Source organism: Amycolatopsis sp. NPDC003731 (assembly GCF_053586895.1).
This window is the reverse complement of the sequence record NZ_JBSFNC010000072.1, coordinates 1-19,715: the sequence shown is the minus strand read 5'-3', so window position 1 is coordinate 19,715 and position 19,715 is coordinate 1. Positions and strand designations below refer to the sequence as shown.

20 protein-coding genes are annotated in these 19,715 nt (G+C 70.5%); 3 read left to right on the top strand and 17 right to left on the bottom strand.

What is annotated here, in order from left to right; translation table 11 throughout:
- Window positions 1-2: 2 nt before the first annotated feature.
- From ACWDN5_RS26810 to ACWDN5_RS26745, 14 genes are all read right to left on the bottom strand, one after another.
- Window positions 3-533 (bottom strand): DUF4760 domain-containing protein, encoded by a 531-nt coding sequence (locus ACWDN5_RS26810; RefSeq protein ID WP_449678223.1) that lies wholly within the window; start codon window positions 531-533, stop codon window positions 3-5.
- Between the two features lie 139 nt (window positions 534-672).
- A complete protein-coding gene (locus ACWDN5_RS26805) occupies window positions 673-1,155 on the bottom strand; it encodes a hypothetical protein (protein ID WP_449678222.1) in 483 nt (160 codons plus the stop codon).
- Entirely contained in the window at window positions 1,152-1,640 is a 489-nt protein-coding gene (locus tag ACWDN5_RS26800) for a hypothetical protein (RefSeq protein ID WP_310976349.1), read from the bottom strand. The genes ACWDN5_RS26805 and ACWDN5_RS26800 overlap by 4 nt, the downstream gene beginning before the upstream one ends.
- The gene (locus ACWDN5_RS26795) at window positions 1,637-2,866 is read right to left on the bottom strand and encodes an MCE family protein (protein WP_449678221.1); all 1,230 of its coding nucleotides are present in this window, start codon (window positions 2,864-2,866) and stop codon (window positions 1,637-1,639) included. Before ACWDN5_RS26795 ends, ACWDN5_RS26800 begins: the two co-directional genes overlap by 4 nt.
- Entirely contained in the window at window positions 2,863-4,008 is a 1,146-nt protein-coding gene (locus ACWDN5_RS26790) for an MCE family protein (protein WP_449678220.1), read from the bottom strand. Before ACWDN5_RS26790 ends, ACWDN5_RS26795 begins: the two co-directional genes overlap by 4 nt.
- Window positions 4,005-5,198 carry an MCE family protein gene (locus ACWDN5_RS26785; RefSeq protein WP_449678219.1) on the bottom strand — a complete coding sequence of 398 codons (1,194 nt, stop codon included), beginning with the start codon at window positions 5,196-5,198 and terminating at the stop codon, window positions 4,005-4,007. Before ACWDN5_RS26785 ends, ACWDN5_RS26790 begins: the two co-directional genes overlap by 4 nt.
- Window positions 5,195-6,226, bottom strand: a complete 1,032-nt coding sequence (locus ACWDN5_RS26780) for an MlaD family protein (RefSeq protein WP_310976353.1) — start codon at window positions 6,224-6,226, stop codon at window positions 5,195-5,197. Before ACWDN5_RS26780 ends, ACWDN5_RS26785 begins: the two co-directional genes overlap by 4 nt.
- Entirely contained in the window at window positions 6,223-7,260 is a 1,038-nt protein-coding gene (locus ACWDN5_RS26775) for an MCE family protein (RefSeq protein ID WP_449678218.1), read from the bottom strand. Before ACWDN5_RS26775 ends, ACWDN5_RS26780 begins: the two co-directional genes overlap by 4 nt.
- Window positions 7,257-8,579, bottom strand: a complete 1,323-nt coding sequence (locus ACWDN5_RS26770; RefSeq protein ID WP_449678217.1) for an MCE family protein — start codon at window positions 8,577-8,579, stop codon at window positions 7,257-7,259. The genes ACWDN5_RS26775 and ACWDN5_RS26770 overlap by 4 nt, the downstream gene beginning before the upstream one ends.
- Complete coding sequence (locus ACWDN5_RS26765; protein WP_310976356.1) at window positions 8,576-9,424, bottom strand: MlaE family ABC transporter permease; 849 nt, start codon at window positions 9,422-9,424, stop codon at window positions 8,576-8,578. The genes ACWDN5_RS26770 and ACWDN5_RS26765 overlap by 4 nt, the downstream gene beginning before the upstream one ends.
- Window positions 9,424-10,212, bottom strand: a complete 789-nt coding sequence (locus ACWDN5_RS26760; protein ID WP_310976357.1) for an MlaE family ABC transporter permease — start codon at window positions 10,210-10,212, stop codon at window positions 9,424-9,426. The genes ACWDN5_RS26765 and ACWDN5_RS26760 overlap by 1 nt, the downstream gene beginning before the upstream one ends.
- A gap of 99 nt (window positions 10,213-10,311) precedes the next feature.
- Window positions 10,312-11,070, bottom strand: coding sequence for a glucose 1-dehydrogenase (locus ACWDN5_RS26755; RefSeq protein ID WP_449678216.1), 759 nt, complete (start codon window positions 11,068-11,070; stop codon window positions 10,312-10,314).
- Window positions 11,067-11,924: a 3-oxoacyl-ACP reductase gene (locus tag ACWDN5_RS26750; RefSeq protein ID WP_449678215.1), complete on the bottom strand. Its 858-nt coding sequence runs from the start codon at window positions 11,922-11,924 to the stop codon at window positions 11,067-11,069. The genes ACWDN5_RS26755 and ACWDN5_RS26750 overlap by 4 nt, the downstream gene beginning before the upstream one ends.
- 82 nt (window positions 11,925-12,006) lie before the next feature.
- Window positions 12,007-12,198, bottom strand: coding sequence for a ferredoxin (locus ACWDN5_RS26745; protein WP_449678214.1), 192 nt, complete (start codon window positions 12,196-12,198; stop codon window positions 12,007-12,009).
- A gap of 70 nt (window positions 12,199-12,268) precedes the next feature.
- Here ACWDN5_RS26745 and ACWDN5_RS26740 point away from each other — a divergent pair, with 70 nt between their 5' ends.
- Complete coding sequence (locus tag ACWDN5_RS26740; RefSeq protein ID WP_449678213.1) at window positions 12,269-13,432, top strand: acyl-CoA dehydrogenase family protein; 1,164 nt, start codon at window positions 12,269-12,271, stop codon at window positions 13,430-13,432.
- Window positions 13,433-13,440: 8 nt separating this feature from the next.
- Complete coding sequence (locus ACWDN5_RS26735) at window positions 13,441-14,466, top strand: acyl-CoA dehydrogenase family protein (protein WP_449678212.1); 1,026 nt, start codon at window positions 13,441-13,443, stop codon at window positions 14,464-14,466.
- On the opposite strand, the gene ACWDN5_RS26730 is transcribed toward ACWDN5_RS26735, so the two are convergent.
- From ACWDN5_RS26730 to ACWDN5_RS26720, 3 genes are read right to left on the bottom strand one after another with little or no spacing between them, the layout of a single operon-like run.
- Window positions 14,463-15,596, bottom strand: a complete 1,134-nt coding sequence (locus tag ACWDN5_RS26730) for a serine hydrolase domain-containing protein (RefSeq protein WP_449678211.1) — start codon at window positions 15,594-15,596, stop codon at window positions 14,463-14,465. The two genes, ACWDN5_RS26735 and ACWDN5_RS26730, sit on opposite strands and share 4 nt — an antisense overlap.
- Window positions 15,597-15,598: 2 nt before the next feature.
- The gene (locus ACWDN5_RS26725) at window positions 15,599-18,280 is read right to left on the bottom strand and encodes a bifunctional acetate--CoA ligase family protein/GNAT family N-acetyltransferase (protein ID WP_310976364.1); all 2,682 of its coding nucleotides are present in this window, start codon (window positions 18,278-18,280) and stop codon (window positions 15,599-15,601) included.
- A 3-nt stretch (window positions 18,281-18,283) separates the two neighbouring features.
- Window positions 18,284-19,453 carry an acetoin utilization protein AcuC gene (locus ACWDN5_RS26720; protein ID WP_310976365.1) on the bottom strand — a complete coding sequence of 390 codons (1,170 nt, stop codon included), beginning with the start codon at window positions 19,451-19,453 and terminating at the stop codon, window positions 18,284-18,286.
- A gap of 63 nt (window positions 19,454-19,516) precedes the next feature.
- Here ACWDN5_RS26720 and ACWDN5_RS26715 point away from each other — a divergent pair.
- A partial coding sequence (locus ACWDN5_RS26715; RefSeq protein WP_449678210.1) for a hypothetical protein occupies window positions 19,517-19,715 on the top strand: 199 nt, incomplete at its 3' end.

Here is a 19,715-nt window from a genome sequence, read left to right as displayed (position 1 = left end):
ATTCATTCCAGCGACACCCTTCCGGACCTCAAATTGCCTGTCACCTCCCCATTCAGGTCATCGGCGCCAGTCTTTTCAGAAAGTACAGCGAAAGCTTCAAAGTATCCAAGATAGTATTTAACATTCCTTAACTTCCGCTCGGCAATAACGTACGGCTCCAACTTCCTCCACAACATCTCACACCCGAACCCGAAGAACGAGATCATCGGCTTCGCAGGAACCAGATGATGCCCGAGCAAGAGGCCTACATGATCAAAATACTGTGCCACTCGTTCAGCCGGGACTCTGACCTCGTCAGGCAGATCTCGCAAAGGCGGCGCGGGATCCATGTCGCAGTCCGACATAGCGAAGACCGCTCGTCGAGCTGCCCTCAGATCATCTGCCCGGTACTCTTCGAATAGCTTCAAGATCGAAGCTACCGCGTTTGCGTTTCTCGCAGACTTCCACTGTCGACGCATCGAAACCACCGCCACTGAGAGAGCAGCGGCCGAGATGGCCAGCGGAAGTACGTCGAGGACATCTTTGAGTATCACTTCTTGACCCTAACGCAGCGACCATTGACCGCTGCCGCGCGCACGCCAACCGAGCGCGATGGATGCCTTGAGCTTGCGGACGCCTTGCAGGCTGGCACCATGCAAGACCATTCTGCTCGTGAGGCATTGGGACGCGAGCCTAGAGCGCCGTCAGGGTGGCCAGCTTCCAACGCCCGTCCACGCGCTTCGCCGTCACCGCGAGCTGGGCCACCGAGGACGTCGGTGCTCCTCCGCCCTGGGCCACCGTTTGCTGGTCCAGGAACAACAGCAAGTGCGCCGAGTCCCCTCGCAACGAGCGCACCCCCACCGCCCGGACCGTCGTCGTCCGGGTCAGCTTCTCCGCCGTGGCCCGCGTTCGTGCCGAAGCGAACTGGGATGAATACTGCCGGACCGCATCCCCCGTCAACACCTCCGCCGCCGCGCGTTCGGTGCGGGGCAGGTTTGCGTAGTCGTACGAGAACACCGCCTTCACCGCGTCGCTCACCTGAGACGAAACGTCCGAAGTGGCCTGCACGTCCACCAAAGCCTGGTTGTCCCCCGGCGAAAGCGAGGCCGCTTCGATGCCGAACCACGCCGTGCAGCCCAATGCCAGCGCCACCACCAAGACCAGGACACGCGTCATGAGCCCGCCGCCTGGACTGCCGCGATCTTCCAGCCGGACGGGGAGCGGGAGACGTCCACCGTCAGGCGGTTGAGACGCGGCGAAACCGCGCCTCCGCCCGTCGACACCCGCACGTCCAGGACCGCCAACAGACGGGCGGAACCACGAGCAGGATCGATCTCCGTCACCGCCGCCTGGACCAGCGATGCCGACGAGACCGTGCGGGCCGTGACCGCCCGGTCGATCTGCAGCTGGCGGTCGCCCGACAGGTCCTTCCCGTACTGGCCCGTCGTCGCCGCTATCCAGCGGTCGACGTCCGCCGCCGCCGTTCGGTAGTCGATCGTGTTCAACGTGACCAATGCCGGGCCTGCTGCCGCGAGCACTTCGTCGCGCGAACGGCCGCGGGCCGAGGACTCGTCCGAAGCCGCGCGCCACCAGGACCAGCCCGCGAACGCCGCCGCCAGGATCGACAACGCCGCCAGGACCACCAGGAGCCGCTGTGTCACGGCGCGCCCAGCAACCGGCCGAGTCCGCCCGCGGACGGCCCGGTCAGCAGGCTCAGCATTCCCGGCAACGGCGCAGGCGTGGAAGAAGCAGTCTGCGAAGGTGCCGCCGGGATCGCGGGCGGCTTCCCCGCGTACGGCGCGTTCTGCGCGCCCCGCACGCCGGTCGGGCTCCCGGGCGGCTCGGCGCAGTACGCGTTCATGTTGACCGGCGCCTCCGACTCATCGTTCGCCGGACGCTGCTTCGTCCCTTCGTACCCCTTCGTGCACGAAGCCGGGTCGAAGAAGTTGAACACCACACCCAGGTGCCCGGTGCCGTCCGGGGACGTCGACGGCGAGAACGCCGAGATGATCGGATAAGCAACCAGCAGTTCCTCGATCGAGTCCTTCCGGGACGTCGTGATCTGCGCCGTGGTCAGCAGGTTGGCGAACAGGACGCCCAGGTCCGTCCCCGACGCGGCCAGCACGTCGCTGATCTGCCGGCTCAGCTGCGGCGCCTGCGCGATCACCCGCCGCAGGTCCGGATCCGACTTCTTCAGCTGACCGGCGATCGTCCGCAGTCCCGAAGCGAAGTCGGTGATGTTCGCCGCCTGGCGCTCCTGGGTGCCCAGCACGATCCGCGAGTTCGCCAGCAGCCCCTGCGTCTGCGGCACGTACTGCGCGGCCACGGCCGTCAGCGAACCCGTGCTGTCGAGCAGTTGCTGCAGTTCCGGCCCGGCGCCCGCGAACGCGTTGTACGTCTCGTCGACGACCGTTCGCAGCGACTCCGGGTGCACGCTCGCGACCAGGTCGTCGAGGTGGGTCAGCACCGTGTCCGGCGATGGCGGCAGCGACGTCTTGTCCGCCGTGATCACCGAGCCGTCCTCGAGGAACGGGCCGCCGTTGTGGTGCGGCAGCAGGTCCATGAACTGCTCCCCCACCGCCGAACGGTTGGCCACCTGCGCGTGCGCGTCGGCCGGGATGTCCGGGGCGCCCGCGTCGATGTCCAGGGCGACGTCGACGCCGTGCTCGGTCAGCGTCATCGAGGTCACCCGGCCGACCGTGACCCCGCGGTAGGCGACCTCGGAGTTGACGAAGATGCCGCCGGAGTCGGTCAGCTGTGCGGTGACGACGTAGCCGCGGTTGCCGAACAGCCGGTCCAGCCCCGCGTACCGGCCGCCGGCGTAGACGACCGACACCACCGCGATGACGACGAACGCGAACAGCTGGATCCGGATCTTGCGGGTCACCGGCCGCCCCCGATCAGGCCGAGCAGGCCGCTCAGCAGGCCGGGACCGGCCGCCGGCGGGACCGTGCCCAGGTCGGGCAGCGGCAGCGGGGGCGCGACGGCGGACGGCTGCCCGGACGGCAGGGCGATCGGCGGCTGCGACGAGTTCGTGAAGTTCGAGATCAGCACGTCCAGGTCGAGGTTCACGTTCGCCTCGACGTTCGCGTAGTCGCCCTTGATCACGTTGCCCGCGTAGTCCGGGAACGGGTACGTCAGGAGGATCTGCAAGGCGTTCGGCAGGTTGGCACCGGCCTCGCCGAGCTTCGTCAACGTCGGCTGCAGGGCCTTGAGGTTCGCGACGAGCTGGTCGCGGCTCTTCGTCACGGTGTCCACCGCGACGCCGGACAGCGTGTCGAGCGCGTTCAGCATGCCCACGAGCTGGTCGCGCTGGTCCGTGACGACCTTCAGGCCCGGCGCGAGGTTGTCCAGCGCGTTCGTCAGGTTCTGCGTCTGGCCGGTCAACGTCTTCGAGAGCTTCGCGAGACCGTCGATCGCCCGCAGGATCTCCGTTTTGTGCCCGTCGAGCTGGGTGGCCAGTTCGTCCACCCGGGACAGCAGCGCGCGGATCTCCGGCTCGTTCCCGGACAGCGCGTCGTTGAGCTCGTGGCTGATCTTCTGGATCTGCTCGACGCCGCCGCCGTTGAGCAGCAGCGAAAGCGCGCCGAGCACCTCCTCGACCTCGGGGTTGCGGTTGGTCCGCCCGAGCGGGATCTGCCCGCCGTCGGCGAGCTTCCCCGACGCGGGTTCCGCCGTGGGCACGCTCAGTTCGACGAACTTCTCCCCCAGCAGCGAAGACTGCTTCAGCTCGGCGCGCGCGTTGGCGGGCAGCGCGATGTCGCCGTTGACGGTCATCGCCACCAGCGCCGAGCGCGTGTCCGGCGTCAGCGTGATCTTGTCGACCCGCCCGACCGCGACGTCGTTGACCTTGACGCTCGACTGCGGCACCAGGTCGAGCACGTCGGTGAACAGCGCGGTGACGTGGTACGGGTGGTCGCCGACGTCCGCGCCGCCCGGTAGCGGCGTGCCGTAGAGACCGTTGAACCCGCCGTCGCTGCAGGCCGCCAGCACGAGCACCCCGGCGAGCACCCCCGCAAGCCGCTTCACTTGGCACCGCCCGAAAGCTGTTCCATGACGTCGACGAGCGGGAGCGGCAACGGCGGCAGCGTCCCGTTCTGCAGCGAATTCAGCACCTGCGGGATGGTCGGCAGCTTCAAGGCGCCGTCGAGGACCGGGGCGAGCTGCTTGCAGATGGTGCCGAGGGTGTCGGGGACTTCCTTGGGCGTGAACGAGCTGATCAGGCGGCACGCGGTGAGGATCGGCGGGTTGGTCAGTTCGTTCAGGTTGTCGCGGACGGCGATGGTGCCCGACGCCGCGTCGTAGGAGTTGATGAAGTTGGTGGCGCCGGTCGGCGCGATGTCGAGCACCTCGGCGAGCGCGGCACGCTGGTCGACCAGGACCTTCGACAGCGACGCCAGCTTGTCCACATTGGACTCCAAGGCCGTCTTGTTGTCGTTGACGAACTGCTGGACGTCGCCGAGCGCGCCCCCGAGGGACTGCAACGCGGCACCGACCTCGGACGAGTCGGCGGCGAGGAACTGGCTGACGTCGGCGACGCGGCCGTAGAACTCGTTGAGCTGCTGGTCGCTCTGGGCCAGGGCGCCGGTGAAGGAGTTGAGGTTCTGCACGGTCGAGAACAGGTCGTCCTTCGAGCCGTCGAGGGTCTTCGCGAGCTCGGCCAGCTGCCCGACCGTCGAGTTCAGCGAAGCGCCGTTGCCCTTCAGCGTGTTCGCCGCGGTGTCCAGGACGCCGGACAACGCGCCGTCCTTGTTGGCGCCGTTCGGGCCCAACGCCGTCGACAGCTTGTCCAGGCTCGAATACAGGTCGTCCAGTTCCACCGGCGTGGCCGTGCGGTCCTTCGCGAGCACCGTCCCCGATGCGAGCACGGGACCGCTGTCGTAGGCCGGGGTCAGCTGGACGTACCGGTCGCTGACCAGGCTCGGCGCCACGACGACCGCGCCGACGTCGGCGGGCAGCGACACGTCGTCGACGCGCATGTCCACGCGGACCGCGTCCCCTTCGGGCGTCACGTCGGTCACCTCGCCGACCGGCACGCCGAGCACCCGCACCGACGAACCCGCGTACAGCCCGACGGTCTTGCCGAAGTACGCGGACAGCTTGGTGCCGTTCGACGCCCGGAACACCAGGTACAGCCCGGCGGTGACGATCAGCGCGAGGATGCAGGCGAACGCCAGCCAGGTCACCAGGCTGCGGCCGCGGGCGGTGTGGATGGTCATCGGCGGCCCACCCCCTGGTTCGGCGCCGCGATCGGCGGGGTGCAGCCTTCGGGGTTGATGTGCAGGCCGCCCACGGTGATCGTCGGCGGCAGGAGCCCGCACAGGTAGCCCTCGAACCAGCGGCCGTTGCCGGTGGCGTTCGCGCCGACCCGGGCGAACGGCGCCATCAGCTGCAGGCTCTTGTCGAGGTTGCCCTGGTTGCGCTGCAGGATGTCGGTCACCTTGCCCAGCTTGTCCAGCGTCGGCTTGAGCTGGTCGCGGTTGTCCTGGACGAGGCCGGTCAGCTGCTGCGAGAGCTGCTGGGTGCCGGTGAGCAGGGCGTTGATGGCCTGCTTGCGGTTCTGCAGCTCGGTGAGCAGCAGGTTGCCGTCGCTGATCACGCGCTGCAGCTGGGCGTTGCGGTCGGACAGCGTCTTCGACACCTGGCTCGTGTTGGCCAGCAGCGTGTGCAGGTCGGCGTCGCGGGAGGACACCGTCTTCGCCAAGGACGACAGGCCGGTCAGCGTGTCCTTCAGGTACTGCGGGCTGTCCTTGAGACTGTCGGAAAGCGCGTTGAAGCTGTCCGCCAGCTGTTTCGTGTCGATGTCGCCGACCGTCGTCGACAGCTGCTCGAAGGCGTCCTGCAGCTGGAACGGCGTGCGCGTGCGGGTCTGCGGGATGGTCGAGTTCGGCTCCTGCGCGCCGTCGCCCTTCGGGTCGAGCGCGAGGTACTTCTCCCCCAGCAGCGTCTTGATCTCGATCGACGCCGTCGTGGCGTCCCCGACCCGGACGTCCTTGACCCGGAACTTCACCAGGACCTGCTTGCCCGCCAGCTTCACCGACGACACCGTGCCGACCTTGACGCCGGCGACCTCGACCTCGTTGTCCGGCGCCAGCCCGGCGGACTCGCCGAAGTACGCCGAGTACGTCGTGCCGTTGCCGAAGAACGGGAGCTGGTCGGAGAAGTACGTCGTGGCCGTGACGAGCACGATCAGCACGAGCGCGACCGCGCCCACCGCGGCCTGGTTGCGTTCCTTCAGCGGCTTCACGGACCACACCTCTCCGCGCGCTGCGTACCGGGGATCGGGATGATCGGCAGGGTGATGTCGAGCGAGGAAATGCCGATGGTGCCGGTGATCCCGCACAGGTAGTAGTTGAACCAGCTGCCGTAGCTCAGGGTCCGGGTGAACTTCTGCAGGTTGCCCGGCAGCACCTCGAGGAGGTGGTTGAGCAGCACCCCGGAGTCGCCGAGGTTCTGCGACAGCACCCCGAGCCGGTCGACGTCGTCCTTGAGCGCCGGGCGCGCGTCGGCCAGGAGCCCGGTGGTCGACACCGCGAGGTCGCCGAGCGCGCTGACCGCGTCGCCGATCGGCTTGCGCTGCTCGGCCAGCCCGCTGACCAACTTCTGCGTCTGCTCGACGAGGTCGCCGAGCTGCGCACCGTGGGCGTTCACCGTGCCGAGCACGGTGTTGAGGTTGGCGATGACCTGGCCGATCACCTGGTCCTTGCGCGCGATCGCCGTCGTCAGGGACGCGGTGTGCTGCAGCAGGCTGGTGATCGTGCCGCCCTCGCCCTGGAAGACGCTGATGATCTCGGCCGACAGCTGGTTGACGTCCTGGGGACTCAGCGCCTTGAACAGCGGCTTGAAGCCGTTGAACAGCACGGTGAGGTTCAACGCGGGTTTGGTGCGCTCCGGCGGGATCGTGCCGCCGTCCGGCAGCGCCTTGTCGCCCGGGACGTCGGTGCCGAGGGCGAGGTAGCGCTGGCCGACCAGGTTGCGGTACTTGATCGTCGCGGTGACCGTCTCCGGCAGCCGGTAGGTGTGCTCGACGTCGAACCGCACCTGGGCCAGGTTCCGGTCTCCTTCGACCACCGCGATCGCGTCGACCTGGCCGACCTTGACGCCGGCGATGCGGACGTCGTCGCCTTCCTTGAGCCCGGACGCGTCGGTGAACTTCGCCAGGTAGCCGGACGTCTCGCCGAAGTTCGTGTTCGCGATGGTGGCCGCCAGGATCCCGGTCAGCAGCACGGTGACGACCGCGAAGACGCCCAGCTTGATCAGCGACGGGACGAAACTCCTCACTTGAGCTCCACCTCCGCCCCGCGGTAGAGCGGCCCGACGAGCAGGCCGGCCCACCCGGGCACGGCACCGGGCGCGGTGCCGAGCGCGGGCGAGGCGAGCAGGTCGATCAGGTCGTTCTCGTAGGCCGACCCGACGATCGTGCCGTCGCCGCCGATGGCGCCCCCACCGGCGGGCAGCGTCTCGGGCGGGTACTTCGGCGGCGGGGGCTTGCTGGAGCCGTCCTCGATCGGGCCGTCGGGCGGGTACTGCGGCCACACGCCGGGGTGCGGGACGCTCGGGTAGCAGCGGGGGCCGCGCTTGTCCTCGTACTTCGGCTCGTCGACGCCGGGCAGGTACTTGCCGCGGCTGGCGGCGAACTCGATGGTCACCCGGCTGACCTCCGGGTGCGCGGTGCCCTTGCCGAACGCCAGTTCCGCCCGCGGCACCGACTCGGCGAGCTGGCGCATCAGGCACGGGTACTCGGGCGCGTACTTCGCGAGGACGTCCAGCGTCGGCTGGATGGCCGTGGTGAGCCGGATCAGGTTGTCCTTGTTCACCTGGAGGAAGCTCGTGAGGTCCACCGAAGCGGCGGTGACCGTGGCGTAGAGGTCGGCCAGCCGGGCGCGCTGGTCGACGATCGTCCGGCTGGTCGTCGTCAGGTCCGACAACGCCTGCAGGATGTCCGGCGCGGCCTTGTCGTAGGTGTTCGCCACATTCGCGAGGCCGGTGATGTCGGCCTTGACGTCCGGCAGTGCCGGGTTCAGCCGGCCGAGGTAGTCGCTCAGCTGGACGAGGGTGTCGCCGAGCTGCTTGCCGCGGCCGTCGAGCGCGGTCGCCACCGCGGTGAGCGTGCTGGACAGCTTCTCGGGCTGGACCGCCTGCAGCAGCGGCATGACGTCGTCGAGGACCTTCTGCAGCTCGATCGCCGCGCTGCTGCGGTCCTGCGGGATGACGTCACCGGCCTCGATCGGGCCGTCGGACTTGCCGGGCAACTGCAGGGCGACGTACCGCTCGCCGAAGAGCGTCTTCGGCAGCAGCCGCGCGGAGACGTTCTTCGGGATGACGTGCGTCTTGTCCGGGTCGAGGGCCAGCTCCAGCTCGGCGTGGTCGCCTTTCGCCAGCACCGACCGGACCTCGCCGACGAGCATGCCGCGGACCTTGACGTCGCCGCCGGTGCGCAGCTGGCTGCCGACCCGGTCGGTCTCCAGCTTCACGAGCGTCACCGGCGTGAACGCCTTGTTGTAGACAGCGAGCGTGAGCGCGATGAACAGGGCGGCGACGAGCAGGAAGACCAGCCCCAGCACCTGGTACCGGAGCCGCTGCCAGAGCTCGCGCCTCATCCCGAGATCCTCACCGTGGTGTTCGCGCCCCAGATGGCGAGGGACAGGAAGAAGTCCAGCACCGAGATCAGCACGATCGACGTCCGCACCGCGCGGCCCACCGCGACCCCGACGCCGGCCGGGCCACCGCTGGCGTGGAAGCCGTAATAGCAGTGGGACAGGATCACGAGCACGCTGAACACGATCACCTTCCCGAACGACCAGAGGACGTCGCCGGGCGGCAGGAAGAGCGTGAAGTAGTGGTCGTAGGTGCCCGCGGACTGGCCGTAGAGCCAGATGGTGATCTGCCGGGACGCGAGGTAGCTCGACAGCAGGCCGACCGCGTACAGCGGGATCACCGCGGCGACGCCGGCGAGCACCCGGGTCGTCACCAGGTACGGCATGCTCGGCACGCCCATGACCTCCAGGGCGTCGATCTCCTCCGAAATCCGCATGGCGCCGAGCTGGGCGGTGAAGCCGCAGCCGACGGTCGCGCTCAAGGCGAGTCCCGCGGACAGCGGGGCGACTTCGCGGGTGTTGAAGTAGGCGGAGATGAAGCCGGTGAGCGCGGCCGTGCCGAGCTGGTTGAGCGCGGAGTAGCCCTGCAGGCCGACGATCAGGCCGGTGAACAGCGTCATCCCGATCATCACGCCGAGCGTGCCGCCGATGACCGCGAGGCCGCCGGTGCCGAAGCAGACCTCCGTGAGCAGCCGCAGCGTTTCCCGGCTGTAGCGGCGGATCGTGCGCGGCGACCAGGCGAGCGCTTTCGCGGCGAACGCCAGCTGCTTGCCGAGCCCTTCCAGGCTCTGGCCCGGGCGCGCGATGTACTCGAGCGTCCGGTCGGCGTCGACTCCTCCGGCGGTCATCACATCGCCTTCGGCGGGACGATCCGCAGGTAGATCGCGGTGAGCACGACGTTGATCAGGAACAGCAGCAGGAACGTGATCACGACGGCCTGGTTGACCGCGTCACCGACGCCCTTCGGGCCGCCCGCCGGGTTCAGCCCGCGGAAGGCCGCGACGACCCCGGCGACGAAGCCGTACAGCAGCGCCTTGATCTCGCTGATCCACAGGTCCGGCACCTGCGCGAGGGCGTTGAAGCTGGCCAGGTACGCGCCGGGGGTGCCGCCCTGCAGGACGACGTTGAAGAAGTAGCCGCCGAGCACGCCGACCACGCTGACCAAGCCGTTCAGCAACACCGAAACGACCATCGCGGCGAGCACCCGGGGCACGATGAGGCGCTGGATCGGGTTGACGCCGAGGACTTCCATGGCGTCGATCTCTTCGCGGATCTTGCGCGCGCCGATGTCCGCGCAGACCGCGCTGCCGCCGGCGCCCGCGACCAGCAACGCCGTGATCAGCGGGCTGGCCTGCTGCACGATCGCCAGGGCGCTGGCCGCGCCGGTGAACGACTGGGCGCCGATCTGCGCGGTCAGCGAGCCGAGCTGCAGGGCGATCACCGCGCCGAACGGGATGGCGACCAGGGCCGTCGGGAGGATCGTGACGCTGGCGAAGAACCAGCACTGCTGGATCCACTCGCGGGTCTGGAAGGGGCGCTTGAAGATCGCGCGCAGGACTTCCACCGACAGCGTGGCCAGGCGGCCGACCTGGGTCAGCGCCGCGGTTCCCGGGAGCGTGCCAGTGCCTCCGCTCACCACACCTCCCAGTAGATCGCCGTTGACCTCCGAGTCTTCTCCACACCCGGTTCCCGCTTTTGGTTAGCGGTGTTCACTCTCCCCTTCGGCAGTTCTCCTTCAGAAGTTGAGGGCGTGCGTCGCCGTCGCCCCGCCGTCGGCGACGAATTCCGCACCCGTGCAGTACGCGCTCTCGTCGCTGGCCAGGAACAACACCAGCTTGGCGACGTCCTCGGGCTGCCCGACCCGCTTCAGCGCGACCTTCTTCCCGACGTACGACATGTCGACTTTCTGGCCGCCCGCCGCGGTCTCGACCATCTTGGTGTCGATCGCCCCGGGGTGCACCGAGTTGACGCGGATGTGCTTCTTGCCGAGCTCCATCGCCGCGACCTTGGTCATGCCGCGGATCGCGAACTTGCTCGCGGTGTAGGCGACGAGGTAGGGCATCCCGGCCAGACCCTCCACAGAGGACACGTTGACGATGGAGCCACCGCCGGCGGCGGTCATCGGTTCAACGACCGAACGCATCCCGAGAAACGCCCCGATCTGGTTCACCCGGATCACGCGTTCGTAGTCGGCCAGCGTCGTCTGCCCGAGCTCCGAAAAGTGCAGGATGCCCGCGTTGTTGACCAGCACGTTCGGCGCGCCGAACTCGGTGGTCGCGCGCTCGACCGCGGCGGTCCAGCCGTCCTCGTCGCCGACGTCGAGGTGCTGGTAGACGGCCTGTTCGCCGAGGTCGGCGGCCAGCTGCTTGCCCTCGTCGTCGAGGATGTCGGCGATCACCACCTTGGCGCCCTCGGCGACGAACGCGCGCGCGGCGGCCTCGCCCTGCCCGCGCGCCGCGCCGGTGATCAGGGCGATCTTCCCGTCCAGCCTCATGACTCTCCCAGGATTTCGGTGGCGGCGAACATCCGGCCGGGGTCGCGGTCGGCGAAGAAGCCGCTCAGGGACGTCTCGAGCTCGTCGAGCTTCCAGCGCTGCTCGATCCGCGGCGGCCCGACCAGGGCGACCGTGCCGCCGTGGACGACGAACACCTGCCCGTTCACGTGCTCGGCCGCCGGGGAGGCGAGGTAGGCGACGAAGGGGGCGACGTGCTCGACCGAGAGCGGATCGGCGCCCTCGGCGGGAGGAGCACCGAACACGCCCTCGGTCATCGCCGTCCGTGCGCGCGGGCAGATCGCGTTGGCGCGGACGCCGTACTTGGCCAGGCTCCGGGCGGCCGACATGGTGAGCGCGGTGATGCCCGCCTTCGCGGCGGCGTAGTTCGGCTGGCCCGGCGAGCCGATGAGGAACGCTTCGGACGCGGTGTTGACCAGCCGCCCGTACACCGGTGCGCCGTCCGCTTTGGACTTGTCGCGCCAGTGCTTCGCGGCGTTGCGGGACAACAGGAAGTGCCCGCGCAGGTGCACGCGCAGCACGGTGTCCCAGTCGTCGTCGGACATCGAGAACAGCATCTTGTCGCGCAGGACGCCCGCGTTGTTCACCACGATGTCGAGCCCGCCGAGGTCGAGCGCGGCGCTCACCAGCGCGTCGGCCGTGGCGCGTTCGCCGACGTCGCCGGCCACCGCGACGGCCCGGCCGCCGGCCGCCTCGATCTCGGCGACGACGTCCTTCGGCTCGCCGATGTCGTTGACGACGAGCGTGGCGCCGCCCGCGGCGAGCGCGAGCGCTTCGGCCCGGCCCAGCCCCGCGGCGGCCCCCGTGACGATCGCCGTCCTGCCGGTCAAGCTCACCGCGGGACCTCCTCGTCGAGTCCAGGATCTGGCCTACAGTAGAATCTGTTCTCGTTCTAGGCAACCCCTTCGGTGAACACCGCTAACCGATGGTGAACAGGGCGTTCTTCGGGCAACCCTTGATCGCATCCGAAACGCGTTCTATCTGGTCGTCCGGCACCGCGCCGGGTCGGATGACGAGTTCTTCGTCGTCATCCAGGTCGAAGATCCCGGGCGCGAACCCCACGCACACCGCGTTCGCCTCGCACAGCTCACGGTCGACCCCGATCTCCATGCTTCCTCCGCCACACGAGTCCTGGTACAACTAGAACAGGTTCTAGTGTAACGCCGGATCGAGGTGACAGGTGCGGATCGACTACACGCCGGAGCAGCAGGCCCTGGCGGCCGAGCTTCGGGAGTACTTCGCCGAGCTGATGACGCCCGAACGGCGGGCGGGCCTCCGCTCGGGCGGCGGCGAGTACGGCGATGGCGTGGCGTACAAGGAGATCGTGCGGCAGCTGGGCAAGGACGGCTGGCTCGCGCTGGGCTGGCCGCCCGAGTACGGCGGGCAGGGCCGGTCGATGCTCGACCAGCTGATCTTCACCGACGAAGCGGCCGTCGCCGGGGTGCCGGTGCCGTTCCTGACGGTGAACACCGTGGGCCCGACGATCATGCGCTACGGCACCGAAGACCAGAAGGCGTTCTACCTGCCGAAGATCGCCGCGGGCGAGTTGCACTTCTCGATCGGCTACTCGGAACCGGAGGCCGGCACCGACCTGGCGTCGCTGCGGACGCGCGCCGAGCGCGACGGCGACGAGTACGTCGTCACCGGCCAGAAGATGTGGACGAGCCTGATCGAGTACGCCGACTACGTCTGGCTCGCGGTCCGGACCGATCCGTCCGCGAAGAAGCACCGCGGGCTGTCGATGCTCATCGTGCCGACGTCCGCGGAAGGCTTCTCGTGGACCAAGGTCCACACGGTCGCCGGCGCCGGGACGAGCGCGACCTACTACGACGGCGTGCGCGTGCCCGTGTCGGCGCGCGTCGCCGAGGAGAACGCGGGCTGGCCGCTGATCACCAACCAGCTCAACCACGAGCGCGTCGCGCTGACGTCGTCGGCGCCGATCCGCAAGGCGCTGGCCGACGTCCTGGAGTGGGCGAAGGAGACCGGCGCCATCGAGCAGGAGTGGGTGCGGCTGCACCTGGCGCGGGTGCACGCGGGCGCGGAGTACCTGAAGCTGCGGAACTGGCGGATCGCCTGGGCGGCCGCGGCCAGCGAGCTCGGCCCGGCCGAGGCGTCGGCGACGAAGGTGTTCGGCACGGAGTTCGCGATCGAGGCCTACCGGCTGCTGATGGAGGTGCTCGGCGCGGCCGCCGTCGTCCGCGAAGGCTCGCCGGGGGCGCAACTGGCCGGGCGGATCGAGCGGCTGCACCGGTCGGCGCTGATCCTCACCTTCGGCGGCGGCACCAACGAGATCCAGCGGGACATGATCGCCGCGACCGCACTCGGCCTGCCCGTCACGCGCTAGGAGCACCCATGGACTTCACCCCTTCCGAAGCGTCGGCCGACCTCGCGGCGCTGACCCGGCGGCTGCTGGCCGACAAGGCCACCCACGACCCGCACGGCACCGGCGGCTTCGACACCGTTTCGTGGACGGCGCTCGGCCAGGCCGGCGTCCTGGACGCGGCGCTGCCGTCGTCCCTGGGCGGCGGCGGGTTCGGGCTGCCGGAGCAGTGCGCGGTGCTGACCGAAATCGGCCGGGCAGTGGCGGCGGTCCCCTACCTCTCGTCGATCACGATGGCGGCGTCGGCGCTGGCCGAGTTCGGCACGCCCGAGCTGGTGGACCGCTGGGTGCTGCCGGTGCTGCGCGGCGAGCGCGTCCTGGCCGTGGCGCTGTCCGGCTTCACGGCGCCGGACGGCAGGGTGTCCGGCGCGCAGACGGCGGTGCCGTTCGGCGCGTTCGCGCACGGGTTCCTGGTCGCCACCTCGGCCGAGGTCTTCCTGGTCGACGCTTCCGCATCCGGCGTGACGGTGCGGCCGCAGCAGACGACCGACCACGCGGACGCGGCGCTCCTGGAGCTGTCCGACGTGCCGGGAGTGCCGCTGGGCGACATCGGCGAGTGGCTGCGCCTGCGCGGGACGGTCGGGGTGTGCGCGCAGCAGCTCGGCGTCGTCGAGCGCGCGTTGGAGCTGACCGCGGCGTACGCGGCCGAGCGGAAGCAGTTCGACCACGTCATCGGCGGCTTCCAGGCGGTCCGCCAACGGCTGGCGGACGCGTACCTGGACGTCGAAGCGGTCCGGCTGACGACGCTGCAGGCGGCGTGGCAGCTGACGTCGGACGTCCCGGCCGCCGCGGAAGCGGTGGCGACGGCGAAGTTCTGGGCGGCGGAGGCGGGCCACCGGGTGGCGCACACGGCGGTGCACGTCCACGGCGGCGTCGGCATCGACGTCGACCACGTGGTCCACCGGTACTTCGCGGCGGCGAAACGCCTGGAGTTCCAGCTCGGGGCGGCCACCCAGCAGCTCCTGGCGCTGGGCGAGCGGCTCGCGGACCGCGGCTAGCTCGCCGCGTAGGTCCAGAACTCCTTCATCAGCGGGGTGGGCTCGGGGCCGGTCAGCTCGACCTGGGTGAGCAGCACCGAGACCGTGCCCGTCGCCGGGGTCAGGTGCAGGGCCGTGCCCGCGCCGCCGATCCAGCCGTAGCGGCCCGGGACCTCCCAGGGTTGCTTCGCGTCGACGTCCACCGATCCGCCGTAGCCCCAGCCCTGGCCGTGCAGGAACGGCCGGGCCGCCTCCCGCTGGGCCGGGGTCAGGTGGTCGGTCGTCATCCGGTGGACCGACTCCGGCGTCAACAGGCGGTGGCCGCCCGCGGTGCCCTCGTCACGGAGGAACTTCGCGAAGGCCAGCAGGTCGTCGGCCGTCGAGACGAGCCCGACGGCCCCGGACGGGAACGGCGGCGGCGCGCTCCAGCGGCCCTCCGGCGAGTCGATCAGCCGCAGTCCCTCCTCGCCGGGGCGGTAGGCGCTGGTGAACCGGCCGAGCGCCGGGGTCGGCACGGTGAATCCGGTGTCGGCCATGCCGAGCGGCTCGAACAGCCGCTCGGCCAGGAACTCCGGCAGCGGACGGCCGGAGACCCGCGCGATCAGCACGCCCTGGAGGTCCGAGCCGGTGTCGTAGAGCCACTCCTCGCCTGGCTGGTGCAGCAGCGGCACCTGCGCGAGCGCCGCCAGCCAGTCGTCCGGCGACAGCGCCCGCGGCGACGCGGCCGGGTGGCCCAGGACCTGGAGCAGCAGGTCGACGGCGGGCTGCGTCATGTCTTCGGTGATGCCGTACCCGCTGCGGAAGGTGAGCAGGTCGGCCACGGTGATCGGGCGGACGACCGGCACCACGTCGTCGATCGGGCCGTCCGGCGTCCGGACGACCACGGGAGAAGCCAGCTCCGGCAGCCACCGCGCGATCGGGTCGTCCAGGGCCAGCTCGCCGTCGTCGACGAGCAGCAGAACGGCCGCGGCGGTGATCGGCTTGGTCAGCGACGCGATGCGGAACAGCGAGTCCCGCGCCATCGGCACGGTGCCCTCGGCGTCGGCCGAGCCCACGGCCGCGGCTTCGACCTGGTCGCCGCGGGCGACGAGCGCCACCGCGCCCGGCAGGTCGCCGATGTGCCGGGTCAGCAGCTCGGACAGCGCAGTCATGGTCAGTCCTGAGGGTTGATCGCGCGCAGCCGGCGCGGGCCGGTGTCCGGCCGGGACGGCGGGGCACCCAGCACCAGGCGGGCGTTGGCGACGAAGGCGCCGTCCGGCGAGGCCAGGATCGGGTCCAGCACCAGCGACCGCACCTCGGGGTTGTCCTCGGCCAGCGCGGCCACGCGCAGCACCATGTCCTGCAGCGCGGCGAGGTCGGCCGGCTCGTCGCCGCGGTAGCCGGTGAGCAGCGGCGCCGTCCGCGGCTCGCGCAGGAGCGTCGCGGCGTCGACGTCGGTGAGCGGCACGGCCCGGTAGGCGCGGTCGCCGAGCAGCGTGCTGACCAGCCCGGACAGCCCGAACGACACGAGCGTGCCGAACGACGGGTCGTCCTGCAGCCCGATCACGCACGACAGGCCCTTGGGCGCCATCCGCTGGACGTAGACCTCGTCGTCGCCGGAGACCTCGCGCAAGGTCTCGTAGGCGGTGCGCACCGAGTCTTCGGAGGCCAGGTCGAGCCGGACGCCGGCCAGGTCGGGCCGGCCGCGCAGCCGTTCGTCGACCGCCTTGAGCGTCACCGGGTAGCCGAGCTCGCCCGCCGCCGCCACCGCTTCATCCACAGTGGACACGATGCGGAACGGCACGACGTCGATGCCGTAGCAGTCCAGCAGCCGCACGACTTCGGCGTCCGAGAGCAGCGTCGTCTTGCCGCTGTCGGCTTCGAGGAGCTCGCGCACGATGCCCTGCGCCTGCTCGGTGTGGATGCCGGACGGCCGGATGAGCGTGCCCTGCGGGCGTTGCCGCCACGCCGCGTACCGCACGACCCGGGCGAGGGCGTTCACCGCGCGTTCGGGGCTCGGGTACGACGGGATCGAGCCCCGCGTCGGCACGCCGTCGCGGGACAGCACGGCGAGTTCGTCCGGCACGCCCTCGGCGGCGAGGAACGTCGAGACGATCGGCTTCCGCTGCCCGAGTTCGACGACGGTTTCCCGCAGGGCGCGCGCGTACGCGGTGCCGGGAATGGCGATCGGCGGCGCGAACACGACGACGAGCGCGTCGGTCTCCGGCGAGGTCAGGGCCTCGCGGACGGCCTTGGCGAACTCCTCCGGCGGCGCCTGCGGGCCGACGTCCACCGGGTCCGTGGCCAGCCGCAGGCCCTGCATCCGCGCGGTGTCGGCGGCGAGGAGCCCGATCGCGCTGGAGTTGCCGACGATGGCGACCCGCGGTCCGGCGGGCAGCGGCTGGTGGGCGAAGACGAGGGCGGTGTCGAACAGCTGCGCCAGCGACTCCACCCGGACGACCCCGGCCTGCTCGAACAGCGTCTGGACGCTGGCCTCGTCGATCTCGGTCGACGTGGCCGCGAGCTGCGGCCGGACGGCGTGCCGCCCGGACTTGACCGCGACGATCGGCTTGGTCCGGGCGAGCCGCCGGGCCAGCCGCGCGAACTTGCGCGGGTTGCCGAAGGACTCGAGGTACAGCAGGACGAGGTCGGTGTCCGGGTCGGTTTCCCAGTACTGGAGCAGGTCGTTGCCGGAGACGTCGGCGCGGTTGCCGGCCGAGACGAACGTCGACAGACCGAGGCCGCGCGCTTCGGCGTCGGCGAGGATCGCGGTGCCCAGGGCGCCGGACTGGCAGAAGAAGCCGGTGCGCCCGCGGCCGGGCAACCGCGGCGCGAGAGTGGCGTTCAGCCGGATCCCGGGCGCGGTGTTGAGGACGCCGAGCGCGTTCGGGCCGACCACGCGCATGCCGTGCGCCCGCGCCTCGCCGACCAGCCGCAGCTCGGCGTGCAGGCCGTGCGGCCCGGCTTCGGCGAACCCGCTGGACAGGATCAGCAGCGTCTTCACGCCCTTGGCCAGGCAAGCGTCCAAAACGGACTCGACGGACTCGGCGGGCACCGCGACCACGGCCAGGTCGACCGGGTCCGGGATGTCCAGCACGGACGGGTACGCGCGAACGCCGCGGACCGAGCGGTGCTCGGCGTTGACCGGGTAGACGGTGCCGGTGAAGGCGGCGACCAGGAGGTTCGCGAAGGCGACGTGCCCGACCTTGTTCGGTTCGGTGGACGCGCCGATCACGGCCACCGACGTCGGGTGCAGGAGGTTGTGCACGCTGCGGGCCTCGGCGGCCTGCTCCCGGGACCGCGCGACGGCGAGGGACTCCTCGGTCGCGTCGATGTCGAACTCCAGGTGCAGCACGCCTTCCTCGAATTCGCGGCTGACCTGGTAGCCGGCGTCGCGGAAGACCCGCACCATGGCGGAGTTCTCGGCCAGCACCTCGGCGACGAACCGGCGCAGCCCGCATTCGGACGCGGCCGCGGCGAGGTGTTCGAGCAGGATCGAGCCGAGCCCGCGGCCCTGGTGGGCGTCGCTGACGACGAAGGCGACCTCCGCCGACGGCCCGTGGTCGAGCCGTTCGTACCGCCCGACGGCCACGATGTCGTCGCCCAGGAAGGCGGCGAACGCGACCCGGTCGTGGTGGTCGACGGTCGAGAAGCGCTTCAGGTCCTTTTCGGGGATCCGCGGGTAGGCGCCGAAGTAGCGGAAGTAGCGGGTGCGTTCGGAGAGCTTCGCGTGGAAGGCGACGAGGCCGTCGGCGTCGGAGGGCACGACCGGGCGCAGGTGGACGGTGCCGCCGTCGGACAGCACGACGTCGGCCTCCCAGTCGCGGGGGTAGTCGAAGGGATCCCGTCCGGCCATCGGTCAGTCCCTGGGGTCGTCCGGATCGAGGCCGTGCAGCGGGAAGACGGCGCGGCGCGTGTCCCGGACGGCGATGTCGACCGGGTCGTCCTCGCCGTCACCCCACGGCTTGAATCCGGTGTCGCGGTCGTCGGACATGGTCTGCGGCAGTTCGGCGTGCGGGGCGGCCTTGGTGACGGTTTCCCGCCAGCCGGGCGGCAGCGGCGTCGCGGGGTCGACGTCCCGGTCGAGGACGGTGGCGAGCAGGTGCGTCCAGGAGCGGGGAACGACCCGGATCAGCTGGTAGCCACCCCCGCCGACGGCGATCCACTTGCCGCCGGCGTAGGTCTCGGCGAGGTCCCGGAGGGTGGCGTAGATGGTCCGGTGCCCGTCGACGGACAGGGAGAGATCGGCGAGGGGGTCTTCCTCGTGGGAGTCGACGCCGCACTGGGTGAAGAGCAGCTGCGGTTCGAAGTCGGCGAGGAGGGAAGGAACGACGGCGTGGAAGGCCCGCAGCCAGCCGGGGTCTTTGGTGCGTGGCGGCAGCGGGACGTTGACGGCGGTGCCGTCGGCCTTCCCCCGGCCGGTCTCGGCGGAGTAGCCGGTGCCGGGCCAGAGCGTGAAGGGGTGCTGGTGCATGGAGATGGTGAGGACGCGCGGGTCGTCGTAGAAGGCGGCCTGGACACCATCGCCGTGGTGGACGTCGGTGTCGATGTAGGCGATGCGCTCGAAGCCGTGGTCCAGCAGCCACGAGATGGCGACGGCGCAGTCGTTGTAGACGCAGAACCCGGCGGCCTGGTCCCGCATGGCGTGGTGCAGCCCCCCGGCGATGTTGACGGCCCGCTTGGCTTCCCCTTCGGCAACCTTCCGCGCGGCGAGCAGCGTCGACCCGACGACGAGGGCGGAGGCATCGTGCATGTCGGAGAAGACGGGGTTGTCGGAGGTCCCGAGCCCATGCCCGACATCCCACCCGACCAGAGGAGCCTCCCGCACGGCGGCGAGGTATTCGGGAGCGTGGACCCGCAGCAGTTCTTCGTCCCCGGCCGCGGTGGGAACGAGCAGTTCGACGTCCTGGAGCACGCCGAGCTCGGTGGCCAGCCGGACGGTGAGCTCCAGCCGCACGGGATTGAACGGGTGATCCCCGCCCAGGTCATAACCCAGCAGGGCCCGATCCCAAACAACGGCCGGCGACATGCGGTCGACTCTAGTGCCGATCGCGGGGCTGCGTGGAGTGGACGGGCTCGCGGGTCGGGGTGGGTGGGCTCGAGGTGGGCGGGCTCGGAGTGGGCGGGCTCGCAGTGGGTGGGCGGCGGTGGCCGGTCCCGCCGGGGTGCGGGGTCGCTGCGCGCCGGGCAGGGCGGTCCGGCCGGAGACACGGCGGCCCGGCGGGCGGGCTCGGGTCGGCTGGCCCGGCTGGCCCGGCTGGCCCGGCTGGCCCGGCTGGCCCGGCTGGCCC